At 52.1% G+C, this 26144-nt stretch carries 25 protein-coding genes and 5 tRNA genes; 18 read left to right on the top strand and 12 right to left on the bottom strand.

What is annotated here, in order from left to right:
• Position 1: 1 nt before the first annotated feature.
• The 8 genes from VFG09_14690 to VFG09_14655 form a co-directional block, all read right to left on the bottom strand.
• Positions 2 to 77, bottom strand: a tRNA-Glu gene (locus VFG09_14690).
• A gap of 3 nt (positions 78 to 80) precedes the next feature.
• Positions 81 to 154 (bottom strand) — tRNA-Gln (locus VFG09_14685).
• Between the two features lie 191 nt (positions 155 to 345).
• The gene (locus VFG09_14680; GenBank protein HET6516399.1) at positions 346 to 1275 is read right to left on the bottom strand and encodes a TIGR01212 family radical SAM protein; all 930 of its coding nucleotides are present in this window, start codon (positions 1273 to 1275) and stop codon (positions 346 to 348) included.
• A gap of 186 nt (positions 1276 to 1461) precedes the next feature.
• Entirely contained in the window at positions 1462 to 2187 is a 726-nt protein-coding gene (locus VFG09_14675; GenBank protein HET6516398.1) for a ComF family protein, read from the bottom strand.
• 44 nt (positions 2188 to 2231) lie between these two features.
• Positions 2232 to 2438, bottom strand: coding sequence for a hypothetical protein (locus VFG09_14670; GenBank protein HET6516397.1), 207 nt, complete (start codon positions 2436 to 2438; stop codon positions 2232 to 2234).
• Positions 2439 to 3725, bottom strand: coding sequence for an adenylosuccinate synthase (locus VFG09_14665; GenBank protein ID HET6516396.1), 1287 nt, complete (start codon positions 3723 to 3725; stop codon positions 2439 to 2441). It lies immediately after the preceding gene.
• A gap of 83 nt (positions 3726 to 3808) precedes the next feature.
• On the bottom strand, positions 3809 to 5386 hold the full coding sequence (serA, locus tag VFG09_14660; protein ID HET6516395.1) for a phosphoglycerate dehydrogenase: 1578 nt from the start codon (positions 5384 to 5386) through the stop codon (positions 3809 to 3811).
• Between the two features lie 13 nt (positions 5387 to 5399).
• A complete protein-coding gene (locus tag VFG09_14655) occupies positions 5400 to 6539 on the bottom strand; it encodes an alanine--glyoxylate aminotransferase family protein (protein ID HET6516394.1) in 1140 nt (379 codons plus the stop codon).
• Between the two features lie 196 nt (positions 6540 to 6735).
• Between VFG09_14655 and VFG09_14650 the strand changes: the two genes are divergently transcribed.
• From VFG09_14650 to VFG09_14610, 9 genes are all read left to right on the top strand, one after another.
• Positions 6736 to 8199, top strand: a complete 1464-nt coding sequence (locus VFG09_14650) for a DegQ family serine endoprotease (GenBank protein HET6516393.1) — start codon at positions 6736 to 6738, stop codon at positions 8197 to 8199.
• Between the two features lie 25 nt (positions 8200 to 8224).
• Positions 8225 to 9226: a PIN domain-containing protein gene (locus VFG09_14645; protein HET6516392.1), complete on the top strand. Its 1002-nt coding sequence runs from the start codon at positions 8225 to 8227 to the stop codon at positions 9224 to 9226.
• 6 nt (positions 9227 to 9232) lie between these two features.
• Positions 9233 to 9961, top strand: a complete 729-nt coding sequence (ispD, locus tag VFG09_14640; GenBank protein HET6516391.1) for a 2-C-methyl-D-erythritol 4-phosphate cytidylyltransferase — start codon at positions 9233 to 9235, stop codon at positions 9959 to 9961.
• 1 nt (position 9962) lies between these two features.
• Positions 9963 to 10436 (top strand): 2-C-methyl-D-erythritol 2,4-cyclodiphosphate synthase, encoded by a 474-nt coding sequence (gene ispF / locus VFG09_14635; protein HET6516390.1) that lies wholly within the window; start codon positions 9963 to 9965, stop codon positions 10434 to 10436.
• 31 nt (positions 10437 to 10467) lie between these two features.
• Complete coding sequence (mnmG, locus tag VFG09_14630) at positions 10468 to 12345, top strand: tRNA uridine-5-carboxymethylaminomethyl(34) synthesis enzyme MnmG (protein HET6516389.1); 1878 nt, start codon at positions 10468 to 10470, stop codon at positions 12343 to 12345.
• Positions 12346 to 12386: 41 nt separating this feature from the next.
• On the top strand, positions 12387 to 13175 hold the full coding sequence (rsmG, locus tag VFG09_14625) for a 16S rRNA (guanine(527)-N(7))-methyltransferase RsmG (protein HET6516388.1): 789 nt from the start codon (positions 12387 to 12389) through the stop codon (positions 13173 to 13175).
• 237 nt (positions 13176 to 13412) lie between these two features.
• Positions 13413 to 14741, top strand: a complete 1329-nt coding sequence (locus tag VFG09_14620; GenBank protein ID HET6516387.1) for a radical SAM protein — start codon at positions 13413 to 13415, stop codon at positions 14739 to 14741.
• Between the two features lie 438 nt (positions 14742 to 15179).
• Positions 15180 to 15277 (top strand) — tRNA-Sec (locus tag VFG09_14615).
• Positions 15278 to 15386: 109 nt separating this feature from the next.
• Positions 15387 to 15463 (top strand) — tRNA-Pro (locus VFG09_14610).
• 63 nt (positions 15464 to 15526) lie between these two features.
• On the opposite strand, the gene VFG09_14605 is transcribed toward VFG09_14610, so the two are convergent.
• Positions 15527 to 16264: a HesA/MoeB/ThiF family protein gene (locus VFG09_14605; GenBank protein HET6516386.1), complete on the bottom strand. Its 738-nt coding sequence runs from the start codon at positions 16262 to 16264 to the stop codon at positions 15527 to 15529.
• Between the two features lie 127 nt (positions 16265 to 16391).
• Between VFG09_14605 and VFG09_14600 the strand changes: the two genes are divergently transcribed.
• On the top strand, positions 16392 to 16853 hold the full coding sequence (locus VFG09_14600; protein HET6516385.1) for a TIGR00725 family protein: 462 nt from the start codon (positions 16392 to 16394) through the stop codon (positions 16851 to 16853).
• Between the two features lie 55 nt (positions 16854 to 16908).
• Positions 16909 to 16985: transfer RNA gene (locus VFG09_14595), tRNA-Arg, on the top strand.
• A gap of 25 nt (positions 16986 to 17010) precedes the next feature.
• On the opposite strand, the gene VFG09_14590 is transcribed toward VFG09_14595, so the two are convergent.
• The 3 genes from VFG09_14590 to VFG09_14580 all read right to left on the bottom strand — a co-directional run bounded on the left by VFG09_14590 (position 17011) and on the right by VFG09_14580 (position 19217).
• Positions 17011 to 18144: a site-specific integrase gene (locus VFG09_14590; GenBank protein HET6516384.1), complete on the bottom strand. Its 1134-nt coding sequence runs from the start codon at positions 18142 to 18144 to the stop codon at positions 17011 to 17013.
• Positions 18145 to 18222: 78 nt separating this feature from the next.
• A complete protein-coding gene (locus VFG09_14585; GenBank protein HET6516383.1) occupies positions 18223 to 18513 on the bottom strand; it encodes a helix-turn-helix domain-containing protein in 291 nt (96 codons plus the stop codon).
• A gap of 284 nt (positions 18514 to 18797) precedes the next feature.
• The gene (locus VFG09_14580; protein ID HET6516382.1) at positions 18798 to 19217 is read right to left on the bottom strand and encodes a helix-turn-helix domain-containing protein; all 420 of its coding nucleotides are present in this window, start codon (positions 19215 to 19217) and stop codon (positions 18798 to 18800) included.
• Between the two features lie 262 nt (positions 19218 to 19479).
• On the opposite strand from VFG09_14580, the gene VFG09_14575 reads away from it, so the two are divergent.
• From VFG09_14575 to VFG09_14545, 7 genes are all read left to right on the top strand, one after another.
• Positions 19480 to 19899, top strand: coding sequence for a hypothetical protein (locus VFG09_14575; protein HET6516381.1), 420 nt, complete (start codon positions 19480 to 19482; stop codon positions 19897 to 19899).
• A 46-nt stretch (positions 19900 to 19945) separates the two neighbouring features.
• Positions 19946 to 20647, top strand: a complete 702-nt coding sequence (locus VFG09_14570) for a hypothetical protein (protein HET6516380.1) — start codon at positions 19946 to 19948, stop codon at positions 20645 to 20647.
• Between the two features lie 194 nt (positions 20648 to 20841).
• The gene (locus tag VFG09_14565; protein HET6516379.1) at positions 20842 to 21093 is read left to right on the top strand and encodes an AbrB/MazE/SpoVT family DNA-binding domain-containing protein; all 252 of its coding nucleotides are present in this window, start codon (positions 20842 to 20844) and stop codon (positions 21091 to 21093) included.
• Positions 21086 to 21505 carry a type II toxin-antitoxin system VapC family toxin gene (locus tag VFG09_14560; GenBank protein HET6516378.1) on the top strand — a complete coding sequence of 140 codons (420 nt, stop codon included), beginning with the start codon at positions 21086 to 21088 and terminating at the stop codon, positions 21503 to 21505. Before VFG09_14565 ends, VFG09_14560 begins: the two co-directional genes overlap by 8 nt.
• 251 nt (positions 21506 to 21756) lie before the next feature.
• A complete protein-coding gene (locus tag VFG09_14555; protein ID HET6516377.1) occupies positions 21757 to 22161 on the top strand; it encodes a (deoxy)nucleoside triphosphate pyrophosphohydrolase in 405 nt (134 codons plus the stop codon).
• Complete coding sequence (locus VFG09_14550; protein ID HET6516376.1) at positions 22158 to 25286, top strand: DUF3427 domain-containing protein; 3129 nt, start codon at positions 22158 to 22160, stop codon at positions 25284 to 25286. The genes VFG09_14555 and VFG09_14550 overlap by 4 nt, the downstream gene beginning before the upstream one ends.
• Before the next feature lie 145 nt (positions 25287 to 25431).
• A complete protein-coding gene (locus VFG09_14545; protein ID HET6516375.1) occupies positions 25432 to 25791 on the top strand; it encodes a helix-turn-helix domain-containing protein in 360 nt (119 codons plus the stop codon).
• Positions 25792 to 26144: the final 353 nt, after the last annotated feature.

The raw sequence follows: 26144 nt of genomic DNA, 5'->3' as shown, positions 1-26144 counted from the left end.
TTGGCGGTCCCAACGGGAATCGAACCCGTGTTTTAGCCTTGAGAGGGCCACGTCCTAGGCCTCTAGACGATGGGACCATCTGGCTGGGGAGAGAGGATTCGAACCCCTATAAGCAGATCCAGAGTCTGCCGTCCTGCCATTGGACGACTCCCCAAAAAGAGGTTTTGGGCTATGATTTGCTATGGATTTATACCATAAAATATTCTTGTTTGTAAACCTTTCTCATAGGCCAAACAGAGTCGCCGGGGCTGAGAAAAGAGCATCCTGAACGATGTATTTCTTATCGGGATGTACGGTCAGCAAAGATGAGAGCTGCCAGGAGAGACCTGTAGTGGACGAGCGTATCTAATCCGAAACCTGGACTAAGGGAGCATGTTTCCTCCCCTGCCAGGTGTCTCTCTGAAGAAAGCGAAGTTCAATGTCCCGCAACATCTCATGCCTGGTCCTGCCCCAGTTGGGCGCCACGAGAATTGCGTCGGGAGCTGTCGCAAAGAGTCTCTGAAGCACGATGTCAGGAGAGAGCCGTTCGATAAAGTCTACGACAAAATCCAGATATTCATCATAGGCAAAGACGTGAAAGGGACTTTCAGCAAACATGTCTGCAAGAGGGGTATCCTTCACAACTTGGAGCTGGTGGATCTTGAGAAAACGGACCGGCAGTCCGGAGATCACATCTGACATCGAAAGGGTCTCTTCCCTCGTCTCTGTCGGAAAGCCCACGATCAGATGGGCTCCGATTTCGATGCCCCTTCCCTTTGTCATGTCGAGGGCGTCGAGGAACCTCTGGTAATCATGACCACGGTTTATGAACTGAAGGGTGCTGTCATAGACCGACTGTATGCCGTATTCGACAAGGATGAAGTACCGGGAGGCAAGGGACTCGAGGAGGGCTATCTTCTCCTCATCGATACAGTCAGGCCTTGTTCCTATGGCGAGACCGATCACTGAAGGCTCATCAAGGGCTTCCCGGTAGAGACGTTCAAGCTCTTCTGCCGGAGCGTAGGTATTTGTGTAAGGTTGGAAATAGGCGATGAATTTTTCTGCCCCGTATCTTTTCCTGAGATAGGAGCTTCCGTTCCTTACCTGCTCCCTGACAGAGAGGCTTGGCTTGCATGAACTCGGCCTGAAGCTGTCGTTGTTGCAGTAGATACACCCGGCGAGACCGACGCTTCCGTCCCTGTTCGGACAGGTGAACCCGGCATCAATATTCACCTTATGGACTGACGTACCGAAGCGTCTCTTGATGTACGAGCCGAAGGAATTATAATATCTCATGGATGCCGTTCGTCGAGAAATGGTGATTATCACAAAGCTGATCCCCTCCGATCCGTAAAAGAGCCGTTACAACATCTGTTCCAGCGAGTATGAGTAATGCCACATCAACCATCAACTCCTCTTCTATTATACCACCATGACCGTTCACGATTTTCAGACCGGGAGCAGGGTGCGATTGCTGCCGGATCACTCCAACGAAGCCCTTGCGAGTGTCACCACAACCACTTCCTTTGCACCAGCCCTGATAAGGGCCTTCGAACACTCTCTGACTGTTGCTCCTGTTGTCATGACATCGTCAAGGAGAATCAGTCTCTTGCCTCTCGCATTGCCGACGACCTTAAAGGCGCCCCTCAGATTCGATTGCCGTTCCTTTGCTCCAAGACCGATTTGCGGCAGGGTCTCCCTCTTCTTGTACAGCAAATCCATGGAGACAGGAACTTTGGTCAGCCGTGAAAGAACCCGGGCAAGGAGCAGTGTCTGGTTAAACCCTCGCTGTCTCAATGCCCTCGCTGTGAGAGGAACTGGAACGATCCCGTCCATATGAGGAATCGCCAATTCGCTCAGGAATCTTCCCAAAGGCTTCGCGAGTCTCCTGACCCGCGAAAACTTCAGGAGTGATATCGCCTCCCGGAGGTTTCCTGAGTAAAGCCCGAAATTCAGGACGGAAGAGTGCGGCGGTTGACGCGAAAAACATTCCCCGCACCTCGTTGCATATTGAGAGACGAGGGGAAGGGCGCAGAGATCGCATGAGGGCCCTGTATACCTCGTGATTCCGCTCCAGCAGTCTCTGCAAAAGGGCGCAAAGGCGATGGTGTCGGTCGGATTCTTGCATGCAGGGCATGCTGACGGATAGAGTGCGGAGAGGACTGCCGATACTAAGCGACATCCCCTTGGTAGATCGGGACGTCGCATTTCTTACACCTTGGCCTCTGAGAGACCATCTCTCCAGGTAATGGTCACCGATGCAGCCACTCCCTTGGCCCCTCTTTTCCCTCCTGCCCTCTCTCCCCGCCCTTTATGGTTCCGTGGACAAACCCGTGCTGCGTCCTGACAGACAGACCCTTTACTGAAAGGTCACTCGATGTCCCCCGGTAACTTATACTGCCTGAAGAGAGGGCCGTCTCGAGCCTTTTGGTAAATTTCTGCTCACTTCTCCTATACATTCAGAACTGTTCATTGAGAATTATCAGTTCATCTCTCCGCTGACCCGTTGAGATGACGTCAATGGGGATACCGAGGGTATCCTCGATCCTCTTTATATACCTGCGGGCTTTCTCAGGGAGATCATCGAACCGCTTTATCCCGGTAGTGCTCTCTTCCCATCCTTCCATCTCTTCGTAGACAGGCTCGGCCTCCTCAAGAATCCATGGCTCCTTCGGGAAGTCGCGATACGTTGCATTCCCGTACTTATAAGATACGCAGACCTTAATGACATCGAGACCATCGAGGATATCGAGCTTTGTCAGCGCGATTCCTGTAAGACCGTTGACCCTTACGGCATGTCGCAGCCCGACAAAGTCAAGCCAGCCGCATCTTCTCGGCCTTCCTGTCGTCGCTCCGAATTCCCCGCCCTTCTGCCGGAGGGTATCTCCGATGCCGTCGTGTATCTCGGTGGGGAAAGGTCCTGAGCCGACCCTTGTTGTGTACGCCTTTACAACGCCGAGGACCCTCCCGATCTTTGTCGGGCCGACACCGAGCCCGGTGCAGGCGCCGCCTGCTGCTGCGCTTGAGGACGTGACAAAGGGGTAGGTGCCGTGATCGATGTCGAGGAGTGTTCCCTGAGCCCCCTCAAAGAGCACCTTCCTTTTTTCTCTGATCATATCATTGATGACGATATCCGTGTCGGCGACATAACGGGAGATCGTTTCGGCATACCCAGAATATCTGTCGAAGACCTCCTGGACAGTGAAGCCTTCCCTCTTGTAGCGCCCCTGGAGTGTACTGTTTACTTCGGCCAGGGCTGTTTCGAGTTTCTCCCTAAAGATCTTTGGATAATAGAGATCGGCAACGCGTATACCGCTCCGGGCCATCTTATCAACATAGGCCGGGCCTATGCCCCTTCCTGTCGTGCCGATCTTCTTTGATCCTCTCAGGTTTTCGTGGGCGTTGTCGATCGCAATGTGATAGGGCATGATGAGGTGAGCATTCTTGCTGATCATGAGGTTCTGATCGACTTCGATCTCCCTCTCTTTCAGGCCCCTTATCTCGTCTATGAGTGCGGAGGGTTCGATAACGACGCCATTGCCGATGATGCAAAGCTTGTCTCTATGGAGTATGCCTGAGGGGATGAGATGGAGGACATATTTTTCGTTTTTGATTACTACGGTATGCCCGGCATTATGGCCGCCCTGGTACCTGGCGACAACATCCGCCCCTTCGGTGAGGACATCGACGAGTTTCCCCTTGCCTTCATCTCCCCATTGTGCTCCGACGATCACGACAGCAGACATGACTTACCTCGTCTCTTCAAACAAGAGTACCGCACAATAATGTTCTTTCAGTTCATCACTCATTTCGGATTGGGGTGCAATGCTCAGAGCGCGACGACCTTTATCGAAAGGATGTTGGGCAGCTTCTTCATCTCTTCGATCTGATCCTGCGTTATCGGCCCATCGATGCTGACTACCGATATCGCCATCCCCCCCGCTTCTTCCCTCCCGAAATGCATTCTCGCTATATTGATATTGCATCTACCGAGATAGGAGCCGATATTGCCGATAACACCGGGCCTATCGTTGTTGTAGATGAATAACATATTTCCTTCCGGGAAAATCTCGACGGGGAAATTATTGATATTAACGATCCTCGGGTCCCTCCTGCTGAGCAGGGTTCCGGCGAGCCGGTTTTCCTTTCCGTCTGTCCTGACCCTGAGGACGATCATACTCTGGTAATCTCCTGCGTCGGCGCTCTTCATCTCTCTGACCTCGATTCCCCGCTCTTTGGCAATGATGGGAGCGTTGACGAAATTGACCGTCTCTTCAAGGATGGGCGTCAGGAATCCCTTCAGCAGGGCGATCGTTACCGGCGCAGTGTTCAGCTCTGAGGCCTCGCCCCGGTATTCGATGGTTACTTCGGTGATGGCGCCTTCGAAGACCTGCGATGCAAAGCTGCCGAGTCTTTCAGCGATAGTCAAATACGGCTGCAGCCGTGGAACCTGCTCCAAGGGAACAGAAGGGAAGTTCACGGCATGCCTGATAACCCCGTTCACAAGATAATCAGCCACCTGCTCGGCAACGGCTATGGCGACTTTCTCCTGGGCCTCCTCTGTCGAGGCGCCGAGATGGGGCGTGCAGACCACATTATCGAGGGTAAGGAGAGGACTGTCGCCAGGAGGCTCCTTTTCGAAGACATCGAGGGCCGCCCCGGCAACCTTGCCGCTCTTGAGAGCTTCGTAGAGATCAGCCTCGTTTATGATACCGCCCCTCGCACAATTTATTATTCTCACCCCGTCTTTCATACCCTGGAAGGTCTTCTTGTTGAAGAGGTTCCTCGTATCGGCGGTAATCGGCGTATGGATCGTGATAAAATCCGCCCTGCTGAAGAGCGTCGGCAGCTCCACCTTTTCGATCCCCATCTCTTTTGCGTTTTCTTCGCTGAGGTAAGGGTCATAGGCGATAACATGCATCTGAAGGCCGAGGGCCCTCTTGGCAACCTCTTTACCGATATTCCCAAGCCCCAGTATCCCCAGGGTCTTGCTGAAGAGTTCAACGCCCATGAAACGCTTCTTATCCCATTTTCCCACCTTCATCGATGCCGTTGCCTGGGGTATCTGTCTCGCCAGGGCGAACATAAGGGCTATGGTGTGTTCTGCCGTTGTAACGGTATTGCCTCCGGGCGTGTTCATAACGACAATGCCCTTCTTTGTGGCGGCAACCTTATCGACGTTGTCAAGACCCGAACCTGCCCTTCCGACGACCTTCAGGTTTTCCGCTGCCTCGAGGATATCAGCCGTGACCTTTGTCGCGCTTCTTATGATGAGACCATGGTATTGACCGATGCATGCTTTCAGTTCCTCGGGACTCATGCCGGTCCTGAGATCAACATCGAGGCCCGCCTTCTTCAGTATCTCGATCCCTGTGGGGGAGAGCTTGTCGCTAACGAGAACCTTCATCCATCCTCCTTGGCTATTTCATCAAGATCTCTTGGGCAACAGCAACTCCGGACCCGAGCTTGATAGGATATCCCATGGACTTCAGGACCATCTCAACCCCTGCGATTGCCGTAATAATATCGAAGGTATCAGCATACCCGAGATGGGCGATCCTGAATATCTTCCCCTTGGCCTGTCCCTGTCCGCCGGCAGCGGTAATCCCATAGTTAACCCTGAGATTCTTGTAGATCTCCTGGCCATCGAGACCATCGGGGGCCTGAATAGCAGTCACGGAATTGCTGGGCGACTCCTTTGTGAAGAGTTCAAGCCCCAGGGTCTTCATTGCCTTCCTCGTGGCATCAGCCAGTCTCCTGTGGCGCTCAAGGGCCTTTTCCAGCCCCTCCTTCTGGAGAAGTTTCAGACACTCGTTCAGTCCGATGATGAGGGTCACGGGAGAGGTAAAATTCGTCTGGTTCTTTGCAAGGGATTCCCGCTCTTTCTTGAAATTGAAGTAGAACCTCGGGCATCTTGCCTTGTCGGCAAACTTCCAGGCCTTGTCGCTCACACCCACAAAGGCCAGGCCGGGAGGAAGCATGAGACCTTTCTGAGAGCCGCCGATCAAGACGTCGATGCCCCATGCGTCCATCTTCAGGTCATGGGCGACGAGGGCGGAGATCGCATCGACGACGAAGATCGTGTCATCATACTGTCTTACGATCGTCGCAAGGGACTCTATGTCGTGATAGACACCCGTCGAGGTCTCCGAGGCCTGAACAAAGACACCCTTTATCGAGGGGTCGCTTTTCAATGCCCTTTCGACGTCGTGAGGCTTCACGGTATATCCCCAGTCAATCTTCAGCTCGTTGACGGAGAGTCCGTAGGAATTGCAGATCTTTGTCCATCGCTCACCGAAGTTTCCCGCGTTGATGACAAGGACCCTGTCCCCGGGGCTGAAGAAGTTGTTCACAGAACCAACCATCCCCCCCGTCCCCGAAGAACTCAGGATGAGGACGTCGTTTTTCGTCTGGTAAAGCCATTGGAGACCCTTCTTGGCTGCGTCGAGCACAGGCAGGAAGTCTGGTGACCTGTGATGTATGATCGGCATCGCCATCGCAAGGAGCGCCTCAGAAGGCACGGGTGTCGGTCCTGGAGCGAGCAGATAGCGTTTTAACATCGGAACCTCCGTAAAAATAAAATGTAAAATAAAGATCGCAAGGGGAACATCCGGAATTCTTCTGTCCACGGCCCAAACATTGCAATCTGCATTTTGTCGTTAACCTCTAGCTCGGTTTTTTAGGATATATTATGAATTGTTCTTTGGTCAAGTTCGCTTTACAACGTTATATCCTGATTAGTATAATTAATAGATAATGAGAAAAAGGGTCTTTGCCGCTATCGCCATCCTCTTGACAGGCTTTCTCCTCGGGGGACTGTCCTTCTATATGCTCGGCAAGATGGTATCTCCCACCACAGTCCGTGCCCCTTTTACCCCGAGGGTGCCCGGTCAGATCCTTGAGACGAGCCGGGCCTTCTCTGAAATCGTGAGCGCTGTCTCACCTGCTGTGGTCAATATCTCATCCACAAAGGTCATCCGTCGGGACACATCGCCCTTCTCCGAGGATCCCTTCTTTGATTTTTTCAATCCCTTTCATGACTTCGGTTTGCCCAAGAAATGGAAGGAACAGAGCCTGGGGTCCGGGGTTATCGTGACGAAGGACGGATACATTATTACGAACAACCACGTTGTTGAGCAGTCCGAAGACATCAGGGTGACCCTTTATGACAAGAGGAGTTTCAGGGGAAAGGTCGTGGGTTCAGACCCGAAGACCGACATAGCGGTGGTAAAGATATCTGCCGACAACCTGCCGACAATACCCTGGGGTGATTCTGACGGGCTTCAGGTAGGTGAGTTTGTGCTGGCGATAGGAAATCCTTTTGGTCTTAGCCATACGGTAACGATGGGGATCATCAGCGCAGTCGGCAGGGCCAACGTCGGAATTGCCGATTATGAGGATTTTATCCAGACTGACGCTGCGATCAACCCCGGCAACTCAGGAGGGCCCCTCGTCAACATAAAAGGAGAACTCATCGGCATCAATACCGCTATTTTTTCGAGAACGGGCGGATATCAGGGCATCGGTTTCGCTGTCCCGAGCAATATGACCAAACTCGTTATGGAACAACTCATGAAACAGGGCAAGATTGTGAGGGGGTGGCTCGGGGTCTCGATCCAGGAGATTACTCCGGAGCTATCACAGAAATTCGGCATTCAGGATTCGAAGGGCGCCCTGGTAAGCGACGTCACTAAAGGCAGCCCTGCTGAAAAGGCAGGGATCATGAGAGGCGATATCATCCTTGAATTCAACGGCAAGGAGGTTACGAGCGTCGGTGCTCTGCGGAACAGTGTAGCCCAGAGCAAGACCGGTTCCGAGGTGACCTTAAAGGTCCTCAGGACCGGCAAGACCTATACCCTTAAGACGATCATTGCTGAACTTCCCAAGGAAATGGCGGGTACCCAGCAGGAGATATCGCCTGAGGATATGCAGAAGAACGCATTTTCCGGAATCACGGTGAAGGACCTGACAAAGGAGATTGCGAAACAACTCGGCCTCGGCTTTGAAGAGAAGGGTGTTGTCGTTGTTAGGGTCGAGCAGGGGAGTGCCGCAGATGATGCGGGACTGAAGAAAGGTGACGTGATTCAGGAGATTGACAGGAAAAGGGTGTCGAACGTCGAGGAATTCAAAAAAGTCACCTCTTCCATACAATCGGGCGACACGGCGCTCCTTTTTGTGAACCGGAGCGGCAGAAGATTCTACCTTGCGATAAACCGATGACGGCACAGGAAAGGAGGTGATGCCGATGCTGATGATCATTCGGGCCTTTGTGGTTCTCTTATTTCTCTTCTCTGGCTATATTATGGGGCTCAGATACAATTCCCTCCCCGAAGGGATAGGCATTGGTTTTTTCTGCGGAATCCTTGCACTCGTCCTTGAGAGGCTCTTCCGATCCGTTGCTGTCGGAAAGATCATTGGAGGGATTGCGGGTCTCTCTGTCGGACTTATCTTTGCAAACCTCCTTCTCTTTCCTCTCGGGATGATACTCACCGACCTGTCCTTCGTCTCTTTCGCGCTGAACTCGTTATGCGGGTATGGCGGCCTCCTCATCGGCCTCAAGAGAGGGGAGACCCTTACCATCCCCGGTCTCTTCAGGATCCTGAGAGGGAAGGAGACAGAAGCCCATCTCAATATCCTCGATACCAGCGTTATTATCGACGGGAGGATAGCCGATGTCTGTGAGGCGGGCTTTCTCGATGGCGTATTTCTCCTCCCCCAGTTTATCCTGCAGGAGCTGCAGCACGTAGCCGATTCTCCTGACTCCCTGAAAAGAGCGAGGGGACGGAGGGGGCTTGACATCCTCCACAGGATCCAGAAGATGGCCCACATAACGGTGAGGATAACGGATGAGGATTTTCCGAAGATCAAAGAGGTCGATGCAAAGCTTGTAGCCCTCGCCAGGGTCTACGACGCGAAGGTGATAACGAATGACTTTAATCTCAACAAGGTGGCCGAGCTTCAGGGTGTCTCGGTGCTGAATATCAACGAGCTGGCGAACGCCCTGAAGCCCGTTGTTCTCCCCGGAGAGACCCTGAAGGTCTTTGTCATCAAGGAGGGCAAGGAATACAATCAGGGGGTTGCCTACCTCGATGACGGGACAATGGTCGTCGTCGAAAATGGAAGGAAGATCATCGGGAAGAATGCCGAGGTTACCGTTACGAGCGTCCTCCAGACGACAGCCGGCAGGATGATCTTCTCGAAGACGCGGGAAGAATACGAGAGAGAAGAGTACAAGGCGGTACGATAGATCCCGATGGAGGAGAAGATCATAGCCATTGTGCCGACAGCCGGTCTCGGCAAGAGGCTTGGCCCCGGCACCAATAAACCATTCACCCTGGTTCTGAACAGACCTCTTATCGTCTGGACCTTAGAAGCCCTTCACCGCGTTGAAGAGATTACCGAGATCATCCCTGTTATCAAGGAATCTGATATAGCGGCCGGTGCTGATATTGTTGAGGGGTACCATTTCTCTAAGATCAGACGGATCGCACCCGGCGGCCGCGAGAGGCAGGACTCAGTTTACAACGGCCTGAAGCTCGTGAACGGTGAGGCCGATATTGTAATTGTCCACGACGGTGTGAGGCCCTTCATTGATGCGGAGAGTATACGATGCGCCCTCAGCGCCATGAGAGGCGTCGATGGCGTCGTAACGGCGGTTCCCGTAAAAGATACCATAAAGGAAGTAGAGCCGGTCGACGGCGAATCGGCGGGCCAGGGAGCTGGCTGTGTGGTCAGAAAAACCCTGAACCGTGACACCCTCTGGGCGGCACAGACACCTCAGGTCTTTTTGCTCCGCTCCCTCATGGGGGCTTATGAGAAGGCGACGGCAGAAAGATTCTATGGGACCGATGACTCGGTCCTCGTGGAAAGGAACGGGGGAAAGGTGAAGGTCATCATGGGATCCTATGAAAACATCAAAATCACGACATCCGAGGATATCTCCGTGGCAGAGATGTTGCTGAAGAAAAGGCTGGGCATCTGATATGAGAATCGGCATCGGCTATGACTCTCACAGGCTGGTGGAAGGCAGGAAGCTCATCATTGGCGGAGTGGATATCCCTTACAAAAAAGGGCTCCTGGGACACTCTGACGGAGATGTCCTCTGCCACGCAGTTATCGATGCGATCCTGGGCGCCCTGGGGCTCGGTGATATCGGAAGGCACTTTCCCGATTCTGATCCGCAATGGAAGGACGCCTCAAGCGTAGAGATGCTGAGGTACGTCGCCGATCTGGCGCTCGTCAATGGATATGGTATGGCCTGGATAGACTCAACCATCCTTGCTGAGAGACCACGGCTCGCCCCCTATGGCGAGGCGATGAGAGAAGCCATGTCTCGGTCGGGAATTCCATCGGGCATTATCAATATTAAGGCGAAGACCGATGAGGGGATGGGTTTTGTGGGGAGAGGTGAAGGGATAGCTGCATACGCTGTCTGCCTCCTGAAGAAGCTGAGGTAGTATCCCTGCCAGGACTGCCGGGAAGAGGACCATGATCAAAAACTCTGATTACGACGTCGTTGTTATCGGTGCAGGCCATGCAGGATGTGAGGCAGCCCTCGCCTCTGCCCGCATGGGGATGGCAACGTGCATCTTTACGATGAACCTCGACACCATAGCCCAGATGTCCTGTAATCCGGCAATCGGCGGCCTTGCAAAGGGACATCTCGTGAGGGAGATCGATGCCCTCGGCGGAGAAATGGCAAGGAACACCGACAGGGCAGGGATACAGTTCAGGATGCTCAACAGGTCAAAGGGGCCAGCGGTGTGGTCCCTCAGGGCCCAGGCCGACAGGGTTATCTACCGTCTCGGGATGAGAGAGGTCATGGAATCGCAGGAGAACCTTTTCATCAAGCAGGCGTCCATTGAGAAGATCCTCGTCGAAGACGGAAAGGTAAGAGGCGTCCTGACATTGCTCGGTGTCTTTTATGGGGCGCGGTCTATTGTGGTAACGACAGGGACATTCCTGAAGGGGCTGATCCATATCGGTCTTAACAATTTCCCCTCGGGCAGGGCAGGAGAGTTTCCGTCCCTCGGCCTTTCTGACTCCCTGCTGGAGGCCGGCCTTGAAATGGGAAGACTGAAGACCGGCACGCCGCCGAGACTGGATGCAAAGTCGATCGATTTTGCGAGGACCGAAGTCCAGTGCGGAGATGAGCCTCCTTTGCCGTTTTCCTACAGCACGGAAAAGATCACCAATCCACAGCTGCCCTGCTTCATAACGTATACGAACGAAGGGACCCATAGGATCATTCGGGAGAACCTCAACCGCTCACCGCTTTACAGCGGAAGGATCAAGTCCATCGGCCCCCGGTATTGTCCGTCTATCGAAGACAAGGTGGTGAAGTTCGCTGATAAGGAAAGACACCAGGTCTTCCTTGAACCCGAGGGACTCGTGACAAAAGAATACTATGCGAACGGCATTTCGACGAGCCTGCCGTATGACGTTCAGCTGAAGATCGTCAGATCGATACCTGGGCTGGAAGAAGCTGAGATTATGCGACCTGCCTATGCGATCGAGTATGACTTTGTTTATCCCACCCAACTGAAACACAGCCTTGAGACAAAAAACATCGACGGCTTATTCCTTGCCGGACAGATCAACGGCACATCGGGGTACGAGGAGGCTGCGGCACAGGGGCTCATGGCCGGCATCAACGCCTCCCTGAAGCTCCAGGGGAGAGAACCGCTCATCCTCGGACGGCATGAGGCATACACAGGCGTACTCATAGACGATCTCGTCACGAAGGGCACAACAGAGCCTTACAGGATGTTCACGTCAAGAGCGGAATACCGCCTCCTCCTGAGGCATGACAATGCCGACCTGAGGCTCATGGAAAAGGGACATGCCATCTCGCTCCTTAATGAGGAGACCTTTGAGCGTTTCAGGGAAAAACAGAGTCTCCTGGATGCAGAGACAACTCGTCTCCGGACCACGCGTGTCAAGCCTCAGCAGGTAAATGAGGAGCTGATCGCTCTGAAGACGGCTCCCCTGAAGGAAGACATCACCCTTGAGCAGCTCCTGAAAAGGCCTGAAGTGAAATATGATCTCATAGAAGCGATCGAAGGGCCTGAAAACCCGCTGACCGGCGAGATCAGGGACGAGGTCGAGATACAGGTCAAATATCATGGGTACATCCAGCGACAGGTAGAGGCGGCTGAAAGGCTGAAGAGAATGGATAACAAGAGGATACCCGAGGAGTTTAACTACACCTCCGTCAGCGGACTCTCGCGAGAGATCGTCCTGAAACTTCAGGAGATACGGCCGGCGAGTATTGGCCAGGCAAGCAGGATCCCGGGAGTCACCCCGGCTGCCCTTTCCCTTCTCCTCGTCACGATCGAGAAGGGACTTCGCAAGGCCGGGCAGTGAATTCGCCAGCCCGAGCATTTCCGCCTTCCCGGCGCGGGGGGGTGCCTTTTTCATCGCCGGAATCCCTTATTGAAGAAGGCCTGAGAGAGTTGTCTTTAGCTCATACCCCAGACCATATCCTGCCTTTTTCGGTATATCTTGCCGAGCTCAAGAGATGGAACAGGGCTTACAATCTCACCTCGATGAAAGGGGACGAGGATATCATCATAAAGCATTTCATGGATTCCCTCCTCTATTTGAAGGGCCTTCCCCTTGGCGAGATAAGCGTGATGGATGTCGGCAGTGGCGCAGGGTTTCCCGGAATACCCCTGAAGATCGTAAGACCCGAGATCAAACTCTATCTCCTTGAGCCATCGCGTAAAAGGGCGACCTTTCTCAGACATGTCGTTCACCTCCTCGGCCTTGATAGCGTTGAGATCATAGAGAAGCGCATTGAGGAGACGGGATCCCCCGTGGTCGACGTGGCTGTAACGCGGGCACTCTTTACTTTAAAAGACTTCTGGGAAAAGGCCTCCCCCGTTACGAAGAAGGATGGGAGGATCATAATGAGTAAGGGGCCAAAGGTGAAAGAAGAACTGGTCGGAATAGAAGGAACGGGGATCGATTATGAAATGGTAACGATGAAATTGCCCCTTACCGGTATTAGTCGGCACATCGTGATAATGAACAGGGACCGTCGGGGACATGACAATCGAGAGAAGTCTCATCGGGTATGTTCCGGGGAAAGGGTTTCCCTGAGTCCGAACACCTGCGTCAATGCTGAATGCCGTTTGCGGAAGGCCGGCTGCAGGGGATTTGAGGGATGCCCGGGATTTATATCACGACAATAACAATTCGCAGGCCCTGAAACGGTCAGATGAAAACCGAAAAGCCTGCGGACATCATAATCGCTCCCGTTTACTTTCCTTTCTGAACTCCTAGTGGTATCATTAGAAGTATTGAGAGTTAGAGGATGGAAGGACAACACGAGATGCCAAAATTGCAAAGGTACCGGATGGAGGCCAGGGAGGAAGCGACGGACATGAATCTGAAACAGGGCCAGCCACCGGCCTGGGGAGGGTGTCTTCGTGCCTAGACTGCTGATCATTCAGGCGGCTACCTACCGTTCCCGCGACGATCGCCGACCTCTCCGGATCCGCAAGCGCAAGGTGGTCGGTGCTGTCATGCCCTACCTGGCAGCGATGGCCCCGGATAATTGGCACGTGATGCTGTGCGACGACGAGATCGACGAGCCAGATTACGACGGTCGATACGACGTTGTCGCTATCACGGTGCGCACCGTGACCTCACTCAGGGCCTTCGAGGTTGCCGACAGGTTCCGCGAGAGAGGGGTTACCGTTCTGATGGGCGGGCCCCATGCAACCTTCTACCACGAAGAGATGGCCGACCACGCCGCCGCCGTTTGCATCGGCGAGGGCGAGGAAATCTTTCCGCAGATGCTCGCGGACGCCGCGGCGGGGCGCCTGCAGGGATTCTACAAGCGCAAGGAGCCTGCGAGTCTCGTCGGCCTGCCGACGCCGCGCTGGGATCTGCTGAACCGGAAGCACCACGTCTTTTACAGTCCGTACGTCATCCAGCAGTCTCGTGGCTGCCCCTACACCTGTGACTTCTGCGCCGAGCGGCGACTGAACGGCGACTACGGCTGGCGCTGTCGCCCCGCTGACGAAGTCGTCGAGGAGATCAAGAAGTGTGGGTCACGCCACATCTTCTTCGCCGCCAGCCAGTTCGTGGGCCACAAGGCCCACACGGTGGAGCTCCTAGAGAAACTGATCCCGCTCAAGATCCATTGGTCGGCGCTGTTCTCACCGCGCTTCGGTCTCGACGAGGAATTCCTCGACCTGGCGAAGCGCTCGGGGCTGCTCCACGTCAACATGGGGATCGAGAGCGTTTCCCAGAAGACGTTGAAGACCATGCACAAGGACTTCAACCACGTCCAGACCTACGTGGAGATGATCAAGAACCTGAACGAGCGCAACATAAGCTATTCCTTCAACTTCGTGCTCGGCGGCGATACAGATGATCTCGAGGTGCTGTCCACGACGCTCGAGTTCGTGCAGAAACACAAGGTTCCGGCTGCCTATTTCAACCTCCTGGCGCCCTTGCGCGGCACGCCGATCTATGACCGTATGAAAGCCGATGGCGCCATCCTGGATGAGCTCAACCTCGAGCGATGGGCCGGCGTTCACTGTTACTTCCACCCCAAACTCATGACCCAGGAGCAGTTGATGGACGGTGTGAAGCGGATGCAGCGCGAGATGTACTCGTGGAGCTCCATGTTCCACCGTCTGCGCTTCCCTCCACGATCACTGGCCGACTTTGCGTCCTGGAACGTCAACCTGACCCAGCGCCGGGTGGCGTACCGCTCGCACTACATGAACGAGTTCAGCGAGTTCTGACGGCGTTGCATGCCGCGTGAGGGTGCGCACAGGTCAGTCGTCTCACGTGGAGTCGGCGTAGGTCAGGCGGGGTGGTGAACGCCATGCTCAGTGCTTCAGAGCTTTCCGACCGTCAACCCCTGTTGATATAAACGAAAGGGTTACAACGACATTCGTGAAGTGGAAGCCCGAAGACTTACATTTCCACGATCTGCACCACACCTTCGCAACCCGGCTTGTTCGGTCGAGAGTTGACCTCTATACCATTTCAGGATTTATGGGGCATAGATCCATCAAAATGACCGAGAGCGGCATGCTCGTCACTGTCCTGCTAGTCTGACGGTTGCGCATTAAGGCATTGGATGACTGCTACAATTCTACTGCAGTGGGAACAGAAAGGATGATGGGGGCGCTTGCGCTGGCGCTGAAAATGCTGTATTATCAATAAGTCACATCACTGGGAGCGCATAGGGTTCTGGTGTCCCTCCTGGACTTCAAATCCAGTGTTGCCGGCCACAAACTGGCAGGGTGGGTTCGATTCCCACACGCTCCCGCCACTTTTCGCGTATCATGAAGCGTGCGGGAAAGGTTTAAGAATGTGGTATAATTTCACTCAGTCTCAGCTGGTCAAGCAGCGTCCGATCTTCCAGGCCTAGGCCGGCAATTCGGGGCGTAGCGCAGTCTGGTAGCGCGCACGGTTCGGGACCGTGAAGTCGGAGGTTCGAATCCTCTCGCCCCGACCAACCTTAAAGGTTAAGGCAAGGTTGAGATTAGGTATCTCTTGACCTTGCCATTAACTTTCTCCTCTATGCAAGGTCTCCGCAGGCCGGACAATGCGAGTCTCTCCGTGCCTTGAAGGTCCTGAATTCAGTCTTAGCGCCGTCCCATACAAGGAGCTTCCCTTTGATGTTCGTTCCTATGCCCGTCAGGTACTTGATCGTTTCAAGAGCCTGGAGAGATCCGATAACGCCCGGAGTCGTGCCTAGGACGGGGAAAGTCTCACTGGGGGGCGCCTCGGGAAAGAGGCAGCGGAGACATGGTGTTTCGGGAGACTTTATAAAGGAGAGTCTCCCGTCCATACCCCATATGCTGCCATAAACGAGGGGGATCTTCTTTCTAATGGCCGATTCGTTCAGGAGATACCTCGTGGGGAAATTGTCCATACAGTCAAGAATGATCTGCGCATCTCCCACGAGTTCATCAACATTCTCGGCCACTATCTTATCGGTAAAGGCGGTAACCTTGATACTGTGGTTCAGTTTCCTGATGGTAATCTGCGCTGAGATCGCCTTGTTGACGCCAATTCTCGTATGGTCATGGAGAATCTGGCGGTTCAGGTTCGTCCAGTCAGGGGTGTCGAAGTCGCAGATCCTCATGTGACCTACCCCGGCAACAGCAAGGTAGATCGAAACCGGCGAGCCCAGGCCGCCTGCCCCTGCGATAAAGACAGTAGCGTCTTTGAGTTTCTTCTGCGTCGCCTCGCCCCAACCTTCCATCATCATCTGCCTATGGTATCTCTTCAGTTCTTCTTCAGAAAAATGCATCGTTCCTCCGTGGTGAAAACATCAAGGTTCATCTTATCCACCAAGGATTGTATCAGTTTCTTCAGGGAATCTTCAATCCATTCAGTCTGTTGACATATTCTTTTGTTCCATCTAAAGTGATACTGTGATGAACCGGAAGATGATCGCAGTCATCGGCGCCGGTAAGGCAGATGAGAGGACACTCAAGACGGCCGAGGAGGTGGGCAGACTTATCGCCGAAGGGGGAGCAGTCCTGGTCTGCGGAGGGCTCGGCGGCGTTATGGAGGCTGCTGCCAGGGGCGCAAAGGCCGGGGGCGGCGTAACCGTCGGAATCCTGCCTCACAACCAAAGCGATGACGCAAACCCCTACATTGATATCGCCATACCGACGGGGTTCGGGGAAGGGAGGAATGTCATCATAGCCCGATCTGCCCGGGTACTGATAGCTGTCGGAGGTGAATATGGAACCCTCTCTGAGATCGCCCTTGGGCTGAAGATGGGAAAGCCTGTTATTGGAATTAATACATGGGAAGTGAAGGGCGTTGTAAGGGCTGAGAACGCAGAGGATGCAGTAAGAAAGGCTTTCGAACTGATGTCACCGTCTCTGTAAAGCGGCCTTGAGCAAGGCATCACCATTTATTGTATAATACGAGCGCAACCACAGAGCCCCCTTAGCTCAGTAGGATAGAGCACAGGTTTCCTAAACCTGGTGCCGCAGGTTCGATTCCTGCAGGGGGCACCATTCTTCTTCCTTACAAATCAAAGCGTTAGAAAGTGGCCCTGACACCGTTTTGTTCCTCGATACCGTCGACCGTGACAAAATCGTGACAAATCGTTTGTTCCGTGGCGCGTCTTACGTTCAGACTGTCGAGAATTTCAACTCCATCCCTCAGGCTCTCGGGGTAGTGATGGGCATATCGTTGAGTCGTTGATACATCGGCATGCCCTAACAGCTTGGCAACCTTGTAAAGATCAACGCCCCTTTGGACGAGTCTTGTGGCAAAGGTATGCCTCAGGTCATGGAACCTGAAATCCTCGATCTTTGCAGCTTCTACCGCAGCAATAAATGCCCTCTTGAGTTTGGCTGCATCAATCATATTGCCCGCGCCGTTGAAAAATACATTACACCCGCTTCCGATGATCGGCTTAACTTTCATCCTCTGCTTAAGCAGTTCAAAAACAGTGTTATTGATCGGGATCGTACGCGTGCGGTTCGTCTTTTGCCGCGTCGTGGTAATCGTCTTCCTGAAGAGGTCTACGTTCCGCCACTGGAGCTTGAGGATCTCTTCCTGACTCATGCCGGTGTTGAGCGCTACAATAACAATGTCCCGTAGCTGACCATAAAGCCTGTCCTCGACGGCCTTCAGAAGTGCTTCCTCTTCTTCTTCTGCCAGCCACCGGTTGATGGTCTTCGCCTTCAACTCTCTGAAGCTGACTCTCATCGTAGGGTTATTGCTGACCCACTCCCACTGCTTCATCGCGACATTGAAGGAATGGCTGAGAAGCCGAAGTTCGTTCCGAACCGTAGCGGGTGAGGCTCCCTTTGTAAGACGACTCGTCTTGTACTCCGTAATCATCCTCGACGTAATCTGATTGAGCGTGAGACCCGAGAAGACTTTATTGAGATGACCAAGGAGGGCCTTATCCTTTCTGTATGTCGACTCTGCTTTGTGAACCCTCGAATATTCCCGCAAGTATTTCTCCATCATCTCATCAAATGTGTGCTGTCTTCCGGCGTCAAGCTCAAACCATTTTCCTTCGGTGATCTGTGTCTGCACCTTTGCATATATCTTCTCTGCCAGTTTTCGATCTGATGTCTCGGTGGTCCTGCGGTGACGAACGTTGTTGACAGAAAAAGACATCCACCAGATATCAGAATCCTTACGCCTGTATAGTCCCATAATTAATCCTTCCTCCTTTCCGGGACCAAACAAGGCTTGAAAATACCTGCCCTATTATAGCACTGAAATGGCAGGGTATTAGCGACCATGAAAGACCTCTTCCTTTGCATTCCGAATAATGCCCTCTATGTGATCACTCCCCAATTGCCGGGGCGTTGTTTTCCGTGTGTGAGCCCTCCTTGTCTTATCGGGCAGGCGTGTAGAATCCACGATGACGGATTTCTCGGCGATCCAGTCCTTAATCTCCCTCTCTCTGAATTTAAGAAGGCGCCTGCTGAGCTTCACGTGAGGTATCTTTTTCTGAGAAGTCCAGGAATAGATCGTGGCCTTCGTCACACCAAGCATCTCGGACACTTCACATATGTCCATCAGTCTCTCCATATCTCTTGATTATTACCAGGGGGGCAACTTTTCCGGTGGGTGTATCTTTATCGAGCTATTCAAGATTCGTGGGGCGTAAGGGTATCACTTTCACAATTCTTTTGAGAGGGACTTTCCTGGTCCTCTTCGTATCTGGTGCCGTAAGGACTACCTGATATCATTAATCGGTATTTTCGGGTGAGAGGGGTATATATATTTAAATCCTTAAGATAAGAATCCTTATAATAAAAATCCTTAGTGTGCCTGTCAGTCACGGGTCTGGTGTCTATCAGTCACAGGGGTGGTGTCTGACTGACATAGGGGAGTGTCTGTGAGGCACTGGTATCTCTGTGACACCGGTGTCCCTTAGTCATAGCCTGTTGCAAGGACTTTATAGGTTTCCAATACTTACTGTCGATGAGCAAGTATTTATTGACCTCTCCCGGTGTCCTCTCAATTCTGATGATTTTGTAATACTCCAGAATCTTCAGCACCCTGATGACCTGCCTCGTCGAGATATTCAGTTTATCGGCCAGGAGGGAAATTCTCGGGGAACAGGACTGAGTTATTCTGTCTGCATAGCGGCAGAGGCCCATATACACACATGTCGCATAGACACCGCAGACCTTTGCGTAGTGATCCATATAGACGTCGTCCATAACAAAGTGGTCATTGGTGTAGATATTCCGTTTCTCAAATTGCATTTCTTTCATGTCACCTCTGAAATTCTCATTACTTACTTGTATAAATAACCGGAGGGGCAACCGCAAACTGGCTACTTACCATTTTCCTGGCCAGTTTTGTGGCGGTCTTTCTGGCCACTTTCCGGCGGCAGGGAGGGGTTGCCCCGTCGGTTATTACTTCTGAGGATTTTGAAAGATGGAAATAACGTCGTTTGTTGGTCCGTGACAGTGTTGGCTTCGATAATTTTTGTTATCAGCGTGACACTGTGAGATTTGAGAAAGGAGATGAAAAATGACTCTGGAAAAGCTTATGGATGAGTTTGGATTTACCAGGAAGTCCCTGAAGATCCTTAACAAGCGTGGAGTTATTCAAAAGGTCCTGACCGATGAGGACATGGCCTTTCTGTCACGCCTTAGCCGAATATGGAAGGATACGGAGTGGATCAGAGAGAGTCTCAGGCAGATCAGGTCAAAGGCTCGAAGGGAAAAACTCGTCCGGGATGTGGAACTGACGAAGCCTGAGCGTTATGTTCTGAACAGATACCTGAATGCGAAGGGAAGGCTCACACTTGAGAGGGTAGCGAGTGAGGTTTTCTATTACTACGGGGTGCCCGAGAATGTTGCCAGAGGAATCGTCAGAAGGATGAGAGGAAGGGTATATATGGCGAAAAGCAGACGGTCTCGCAGCGATGCCACTTGCAAGCCCTCATGAGAATCCGTACGTTTTGGTTCTTCTGTTCTGCTATAAAGTTAATGCTATGGATTTTGAGTCTGCCGTCAGGACCATAAACAATCTGCTGATAAAGGAGCGACCTGATACTTTCAATAGTTCCTGGGTCCGGCTGCGTGCTCCCTATATTTACCGGTTTATCCAGAAAAACATAAGAATCGAAACCAGCGGCATAGACTGGGACAGGATTACTCGCGCCCTGGCTCCTGAATTCCCAAGGAGATGGAACAGACGGCGCCGGAATGGGTCGAAACCATACCGGAATAAGGCTGAGGTTGGAACGGTTCTCCAAAAATATCACGACAAACTTTATACTTTCATTGCCCCGGCAGACAAGAATGATAAGTACATACGGGACATCATCAGCATCGCACTGGTAAGAATTGCCCAAAGGGGAAATACAGCAGCCAAACGGGAGATTATAAAGTTGCTCAGGTTCACTATTGAGGACTGGATCGAGCATTGTCCGAAAATTTCTTGCTGGAGGGGCTATGATCAATTGATCCAGAACAGCATCGCGGGCTGTATACGTCGCTACCGCTATTCCGGCTCGTTCATTGGTTACTTATTCAGAACGCTTGAATATGCAGGAAGAGGATTAAGGCCGATAATCGCTTACTCTTTGGACGATCCAATATATTCCGGAGACAAAAGGAGAATCGACATAATCGGTCAGGATCCTGAAACCGGAGAACTGCTGATTCCTGGCAGCAGTATTCATGTACCGTAAAGGAAAAGAGTCCCCTTTGTCAGAAGAAATTGAATTTGTTCCGGTAATACGCTCTTGTCCCGATGATATATTGGTAAAATTCGAGAAGGACCGCCCTGAAAGAGAGATTTGATATTCCTGACAAGCCTCTTGCTTTTTGCGATCTCCTTTCATATAATTCTATGTAAGGTAACTTAATATTGTAAGGAGATACTATGACAGCGCTTGCTAAGGTTACATCCAAGGGACAGATCACTTTGCCGAAAGAGGTGAGGGACTTGCTCCACATCCAGACCGGCAGCATTGTGGTCTTCGAGAAAGAAGATGAAAAGCTCGTTGTGAAGACCGCAAAGACGCTTCAGGATTTCAAGGGAGTTCTGAAAGACAGGCAGAGGCGTGCTGACTTTGAGGACATGAGAAAAACGGCAAAAGAATACGTCGGGAAAAAGGGCGCTCAGAGTGGATAAGACTAAACGGATCGTTATCGATACGAACCTGCTCATCAGATACCTTGTTAATGATGATGCGCGTAAGGCGCAGGTTGTCGATGCGCTCCTAAAAAAGGCGGGTAAAGGCGAGGTCCATATTCTTATGCCGGCCATTGCCGTTGCAGAACTCGTCTGGGTGCTTGAGAGTTTCTATCGGATGGAGGCTGGAGAGATCGCCGACCTCGTGGACTCGATCCTGAATACACCCGGCCTCACGGTTCCTGATGACGTGATCGTCCGCTCTGCTCTTAAGCGGTACAGGGCCGAGAGGGTTGATCTTGTGGACGCGTGGATCGCAGCATTCGCCCAGGAGAAAGGAGCACATGAGATACATACCTTTGACAAGAAGCATTTCAAGGGCATCGAAGGCGTAACGGTGGTTCAACTTTGAGATGCGAGGGCACTGCTGTTTAAATTGCGGGATCAGGGCAAGATTAAAACTATTGGCAAAGGCCGGTCCGCGAGATGGCAGAGAATAGTGTAATGCTACTAAATGGTGTAACAACTGGCGGGTTATTACGCCGTTTAAGAAGAGAGCTGTGTCGATGTTGCAAACATGTGGACATGTCCATAAAACAGGCTTATTTGGACACGTTTTTAGGATATGTCCATGACGTGGACATGAGGGCATAGAAATTAAACATGAAACATATACAGGTTGCTTGCGCAATCATTGAAAGAGGCGGCGCAGTGCTTGCAACACAGCGAAGCACCACGATGAGCCTGCCTCTGAAGTGGGAATTCCCCGGAGGCAAAATCGCGCCCGGCGAGCTGCCGGCTGAATGTTTGCAACGCGAACTTATTGAGGAACTTGGGCTTTATATAACCGTGGAGCGCGCATTGCCTCAGCATAAGCATAGCTACCACACCTTTACTGTCACACTTCATCCGTTTGTTTGCACAATAGCATCCGGCGAAATAACGTTGCATGAACATGCAGCTTTTACCTGGCTACCGCCGGAAGACCTGCATACTCTTGATTGGGCTGATGCCGATTTGCCTGTAATTCAAACTTACATCGATAGTCTCAAAGCTGCTATTCCATGAAGCCAATTGCCTACGGTATTTACGAAGTTCTTCTTGATGAATACCTCCGCGATGTGCTTGCCCAGTATCCAGAACTAAGAGCGATATTTGGGAAACTTGATCCAGAAGAGCAACCGGCCCGCTATGCTACTTTCGTTGCAAAGGTGCTTGAGCAGGCTCTGAGAGAAGAGTCCGATCCTGAAAGACGACTTGCACTATGCAACAAGATACTTGGTCAAGTTGATAGAGAGACAGGCAGAGGCCATCTTGAAAAGCATAGACTAATCCCAGAACATAAGCCGGTACTCCTTGAAGTTACCCCTCCAAATTATGGGACTTCAGGTATCCCCCGGCCTCACACCCCGATATCAGAAAGCAGTCTTTTTACCGGCTCCCCCCAGGAACCACAACTTGCCCATGAATTACACGAAGAGATGCGGTCTGCCGATGGGGTGGACATCCTAGTGTCTTTCATTAAATGGTCCGGGTTGCGCTTATTAATGCCAGCTTTTGAGGATTTGCGTGATCGCCATATTCCGGTTCGGCTGATAACGACCTCCTACATGGGTGCCTCTGACGCTCCGGCTGTGGAGTGGCTGGCCCGGATGCCGAACGTCGATGTCCGTATTTCCTACGACATTGAGCGGACCAGACTACATGCCAAGGCGTATCATTTCAGGCGTAACACCGGATTCTCTACTGCCTACATAGGTTCTGCTAATATGTCTCATGCCGCAATTACCAGCGGACTGGAATGGAATCTAAAGGTAACAGCCCAAGACATGCGTCATATTCTTGAAAAATTTACCATTGAGTTTGAGACTTATTGGAATAGCCGTGAGTTCCTGCCTTTTGATCCTGACAATCCGTCTCTCTTCCGTACCGCCATTGACCGTGCCCGTAATCCACATAGAACTGGTCCTGCGGTGTTTTTTGATCTTCGTCCGCACCCTTTTCAGGAGCGCATCTTAGAAGCTCTGGAACGGGAACGTAGCGTTCATGGCCGTTTGAGCAATCTCGTTATTGCAGCTACCGGTACCGGAAAGACAGTGGTTGCTGCATTTGACTTTAAACATTTCTTTCAGCAAAAACAAAGACAGGCAAAGCTATTATTCGTAGCCCACCGCCAGGAGATTCTTGAACAGGCACGGGCAACCTTCAGTAATGTCCTGCGGGACCAGAATTTCGGTGAGTTGTTGGTAGGCTCATATCAGGCCAATCGCCTGGAGCATCTGTTCTGTTCAATAGGGATGCTCGCGAGTCGGCGCCTCTGGGAACAGGTGGGAAGAGACTTTTACGACTACATCGTTGTCGATGAGGCCCATCATGGCACTGCGTCAAGTTATCGGCCAATATTCGAAAACTTTTCTCCAAAGATTCTTCTCGGTTTGACTGCAACCCCTGAGCGCATGGACGGCGACAATGTCGCTGCTGATTTCGGCAACCGTTTTGCCGCCGAAATTCGCCTGCCCGAAGCATTAGAGGAAAAGCTTCTCTGCCCCTTCCATTATTTTGGCGTGGCTGACCCAGTTGCCCTCAATCAGGATCAGTTCTGGCGCAACGGCAAATATGATGCAACTGCCTTGGAAAATGTCTATGTTATGGATCATGCCCGGGCCAAACAGCGTGTTGATGCCATTCTCACAGCGCTCAATCGCTATGAACCTGATCTGAGCACAATCAAAGGGGTTGGTTTCTGCGTCACCATCAAGCATGCTGTTTTCATGGCAGATATGTTCAACACGCAAGGGATTCCGTCAGGCGCATTTGTCTCAGGAGTTGAAGACGGACGCTGTCAGGAATTGTTGGATGGTCTGAAGGCTGGGCGGCTCACCTTTCTCTTCACCGTCGACAAACTAAGCGAAGGTGTTGACGTTCCTGAGGTAAACACCGTCCTCTTTCTCCGCCCCACTGAAAGCCTGACCGTCTTCCTCCAGCAATTGGGACGTGGCTTACGCCATGCGCCTGGCAAGGATTGCCTAACCGTACTGGATTTTGTTGGCCAGACCCACCGCCGCTACCGAATCGACACCAAACTCAAGGCGCTCCTGCCGCGACACCGCTTCTCAATTGATAAAGAAGTGGAGCTTGATTTCCCCCATCTCCCCGCTGGCTGCTCAGTGCAACTCGACCGTCTATCTCGCCAGTATGTTCTGGAGAACATCAGGGAAAACCTTGGACGGTTATCGGTTCAAGTGCCCGATAGACTTCAAACATTCACCAGCGAGACCGGGCAGGAACTGACCTTCGGCAATTTCGTCCGCTACCATGATTACGAGCCTGAGACTCTACTTGTCAGTGAGACATGGAGTGGATGGAAGGCAAAAGCACAATTGTCTTCGATTCCAACTGATCCTGATCTGGCGCGGCTCAAAAAGACACTGGTGCGGGCAGCATTCATCAGCGGCCCAAAAGAAGTTGCGCTATTGCGTAATGTTATTGCCAAGATTTCGCAGGGAGCTGTCAGCGAGGCTATAACACTTACTGGAGATTCTGCTATGTCAATTTACTATCGGATATGGGGAGACAAAGGAAGCAATCTCGGCATAACGTCCCTTGAAAATGCGTTTAGAAGACTTGCAAACAATCCTTCGATACTTGCTGATCTGGACGAAGTTCTTGCTTGGTCTCAAGATAATTCAGATGTCAGTGGACACATTCCTGTTCTGCCCTTTGCCTGCCCTTTTGAACTGCATGCTCAATACGGAAGCACAGACATCCTGGCCGGCTTAGGACAGGCAACACTCCAAACAGCAGGCCAAAGAGGTGTCGGAGTTATTCACTTTCCTACAATAAGGGCATATGTGCTCTTAATCACCTATCAGAAAACGGAACGAGAATTTTCTCCGAGTACCATGTATGCCGATTATCCTATAAGTAGAGAACTGTTGCATTGGGAGTCACAATCAAACACGGCGCAACAGTCCGAAACGGGCCAGAACCTGATTCAGCATGAGCAGAGAGGCTACACGATTCTAATATTTGCCAGAGACAAAAAAAGATATAATGGTTTTACCGTACCGTTCACCTATCTTGGACCTGCCGAGCGTGTCAGCTACGAAAATGAACGTCCAATCAAGATGGTGTGGCAATTACGGCACCAGATGCCTGCCGAGATGTTTGAGGATAATCGGAAAGGTGGATAGCTCACAGTGTTTTGCGGTCACTCAAAGATGATGGAGAATACATAAATGGCGAAGGTCTTAGGTGAGACAGGTCGATATGTATCAGAACAGGAACGCGATGACGTCCCTCGCGCGTGGCTTAAACGAATCAAGGAGGTATTTCTTCATGAGCAAAGCTAAAGAAGCACTCAAGCGTTATATGGAGACAATTGAAAAGGGCGGTCGTGCAAATTGGGCGCGAAAGACGACATTTGTTCCGCAGCCTGATGGTTCTCTGCGCCGCATGGTGACAAGAAGAGACGGGACTGTGGAGAAAGACGAAATTATTCCGGCTGACCGTAAACTCGTTGCTGAGGCGCGGTCTCGTGCAGGCTTATCGCAAGAGAAATTTGCAGAACTGCTTGGCATTTCTCCCCGTACTCTGCGTGACTGGGAACAGGGCCGTCGAAACCCCTCTGGAGCGGCCAAGACACTGCTTCTCATTGCCGCAAAACACCCTGAGGTGCTGCAGGAAATAGCAACTTAGTCAAACTCAGGTTGAGAGACTTTCGGGGCTGTATATCTCAGTAGCGCAGCGCGCAGGAGCCCGACTGGCCGTTATATTCTTCGCTACGTGGAGGTGTAGTATCCCGGGTCTCGTGTTATATCGCGTATGCTTTGAAGGTCTTTCTACGGCCGGTTTCGGCACTCATGATATGACATTACCCGCAGGAACTTTGGAGTTTCATCGGATGCTGAGGACCTGTCCCCCGAAAAATGTGCCACTTGTAAGTAGAGTGTTGACATAATAGGACACTCGAACAAGGAGGCAGGGATGAAGAAGACGCGGTATACAGAGGAACAGATTGTAAGCATTCTGAAGGAGGGGGAAGCGGGCAT

Source organism: Thermodesulfovibrionales bacterium (assembly GCA_035686305.1).
Lineage (GTDB): Bacteria > Nitrospirota > Thermodesulfovibrionia > Thermodesulfovibrionales > UBA9159 > DASRZP01.
This window is presented reverse-complemented; position numbering and strand designations above follow the sequence as displayed.

Bases quoted from the DNA above. Each gene is read 5' to 3' on its own strand.
- VFG09_14680 (HET6516399.1), bottom strand. From the start codon at position 1,275: ATGAGATATTATAATTCCTTCGGCTCGTACATCAAGAGACGCTTCGGT.
- VFG09_14675 (HET6516398.1), bottom strand. From the start codon at position 2,187: ATGCGACGTCCCGATCTACCAAGGGGATGTCGCTTAGTATCGGCAGTC.
- VFG09_14670 (HET6516397.1), bottom strand. From the start codon at position 2,438: ATGTATAGGAGAAGTGAGCAGAAATTTACCAAAAGGCTCGAGACGGCC.
- VFG09_14665 (HET6516396.1), bottom strand. From the start codon at position 3,725: ATGTCTGCTGTCGTGATCGTCGGAGCACAATGGGGAGATGAAGGCAAG.
- serA (HET6516395.1), bottom strand. From the start codon at position 5,386: ATGAAGGTTCTCGTTAGCGACAAGCTCTCCCCCACAGGGATCGAGATA.
- VFG09_14655 (HET6516394.1), bottom strand. From the start codon at position 6,539: ATGTTAAAACGCTATCTGCTCGCTCCAGGACCGACACCCGTGCCTTCT.
- VFG09_14650 (HET6516393.1), top strand. From the start codon at position 6,736: ATGAGAAAAAGGGTCTTTGCCGCTATCGCCATCCTCTTGACAGGCTTT.
- VFG09_14645 (HET6516392.1), top strand. From the start codon at position 8,225: ATGCTGATGATCATTCGGGCCTTTGTGGTTCTCTTATTTCTCTTCTCT.
- ispD (HET6516391.1), top strand. From the start codon at position 9,233: ATGGAGGAGAAGATCATAGCCATTGTGCCGACAGCCGGTCTCGGCAAG.
- ispF (HET6516390.1), top strand. From the start codon at position 9,963: ATGAGAATCGGCATCGGCTATGACTCTCACAGGCTGGTGGAAGGCAGG.
- mnmG (HET6516389.1), top strand. From the start codon at position 10,468: ATGATCAAAAACTCTGATTACGACGTCGTTGTTATCGGTGCAGGCCAT.
- VFG09_14605 (HET6516386.1), bottom strand. From the start codon at position 16,264: ATGCATTTTTCTGAAGAAGAACTGAAGAGATACCATAGGCAGATGATG.
- VFG09_14600 (HET6516385.1), top strand. From the start codon at position 16,392: ATGAACCGGAAGATGATCGCAGTCATCGGCGCCGGTAAGGCAGATGAG.
- VFG09_14590 (HET6516384.1), bottom strand. From the start codon at position 18,144: ATGGGACTATACAGGCGTAAGGATTCTGATATCTGGTGGATGTCTTTT.
- VFG09_14585 (HET6516383.1), bottom strand. From the start codon at position 18,513: ATGGACATATGTGAAGTGTCCGAGATGCTTGGTGTGACGAAGGCCACG.
- VFG09_14580 (HET6516382.1), bottom strand. From the start codon at position 19,217: ATGAAAGAAATGCAATTTGAGAAACGGAATATCTACACCAATGACCAC.
- VFG09_14575 (HET6516381.1), top strand. From the start codon at position 19,480: ATGACTCTGGAAAAGCTTATGGATGAGTTTGGATTTACCAGGAAGTCC.
- VFG09_14570 (HET6516380.1), top strand. From the start codon at position 19,946: ATGGATTTTGAGTCTGCCGTCAGGACCATAAACAATCTGCTGATAAAG.
- VFG09_14565 (HET6516379.1), top strand. From the start codon at position 20,842: ATGACAGCGCTTGCTAAGGTTACATCCAAGGGACAGATCACTTTGCCG.
- VFG09_14555 (HET6516377.1), top strand. From the start codon at position 21,757: ATGAAACATATACAGGTTGCTTGCGCAATCATTGAAAGAGGCGGCGCA.
- VFG09_14550 (HET6516376.1), top strand. From the start codon at position 22,158: ATGAAGCCAATTGCCTACGGTATTTACGAAGTTCTTCTTGATGAATAC.
- VFG09_14545 (HET6516375.1), top strand. From the start codon at position 25,432: ATGAGCAAAGCTAAAGAAGCACTCAAGCGTTATATGGAGACAATTGAA.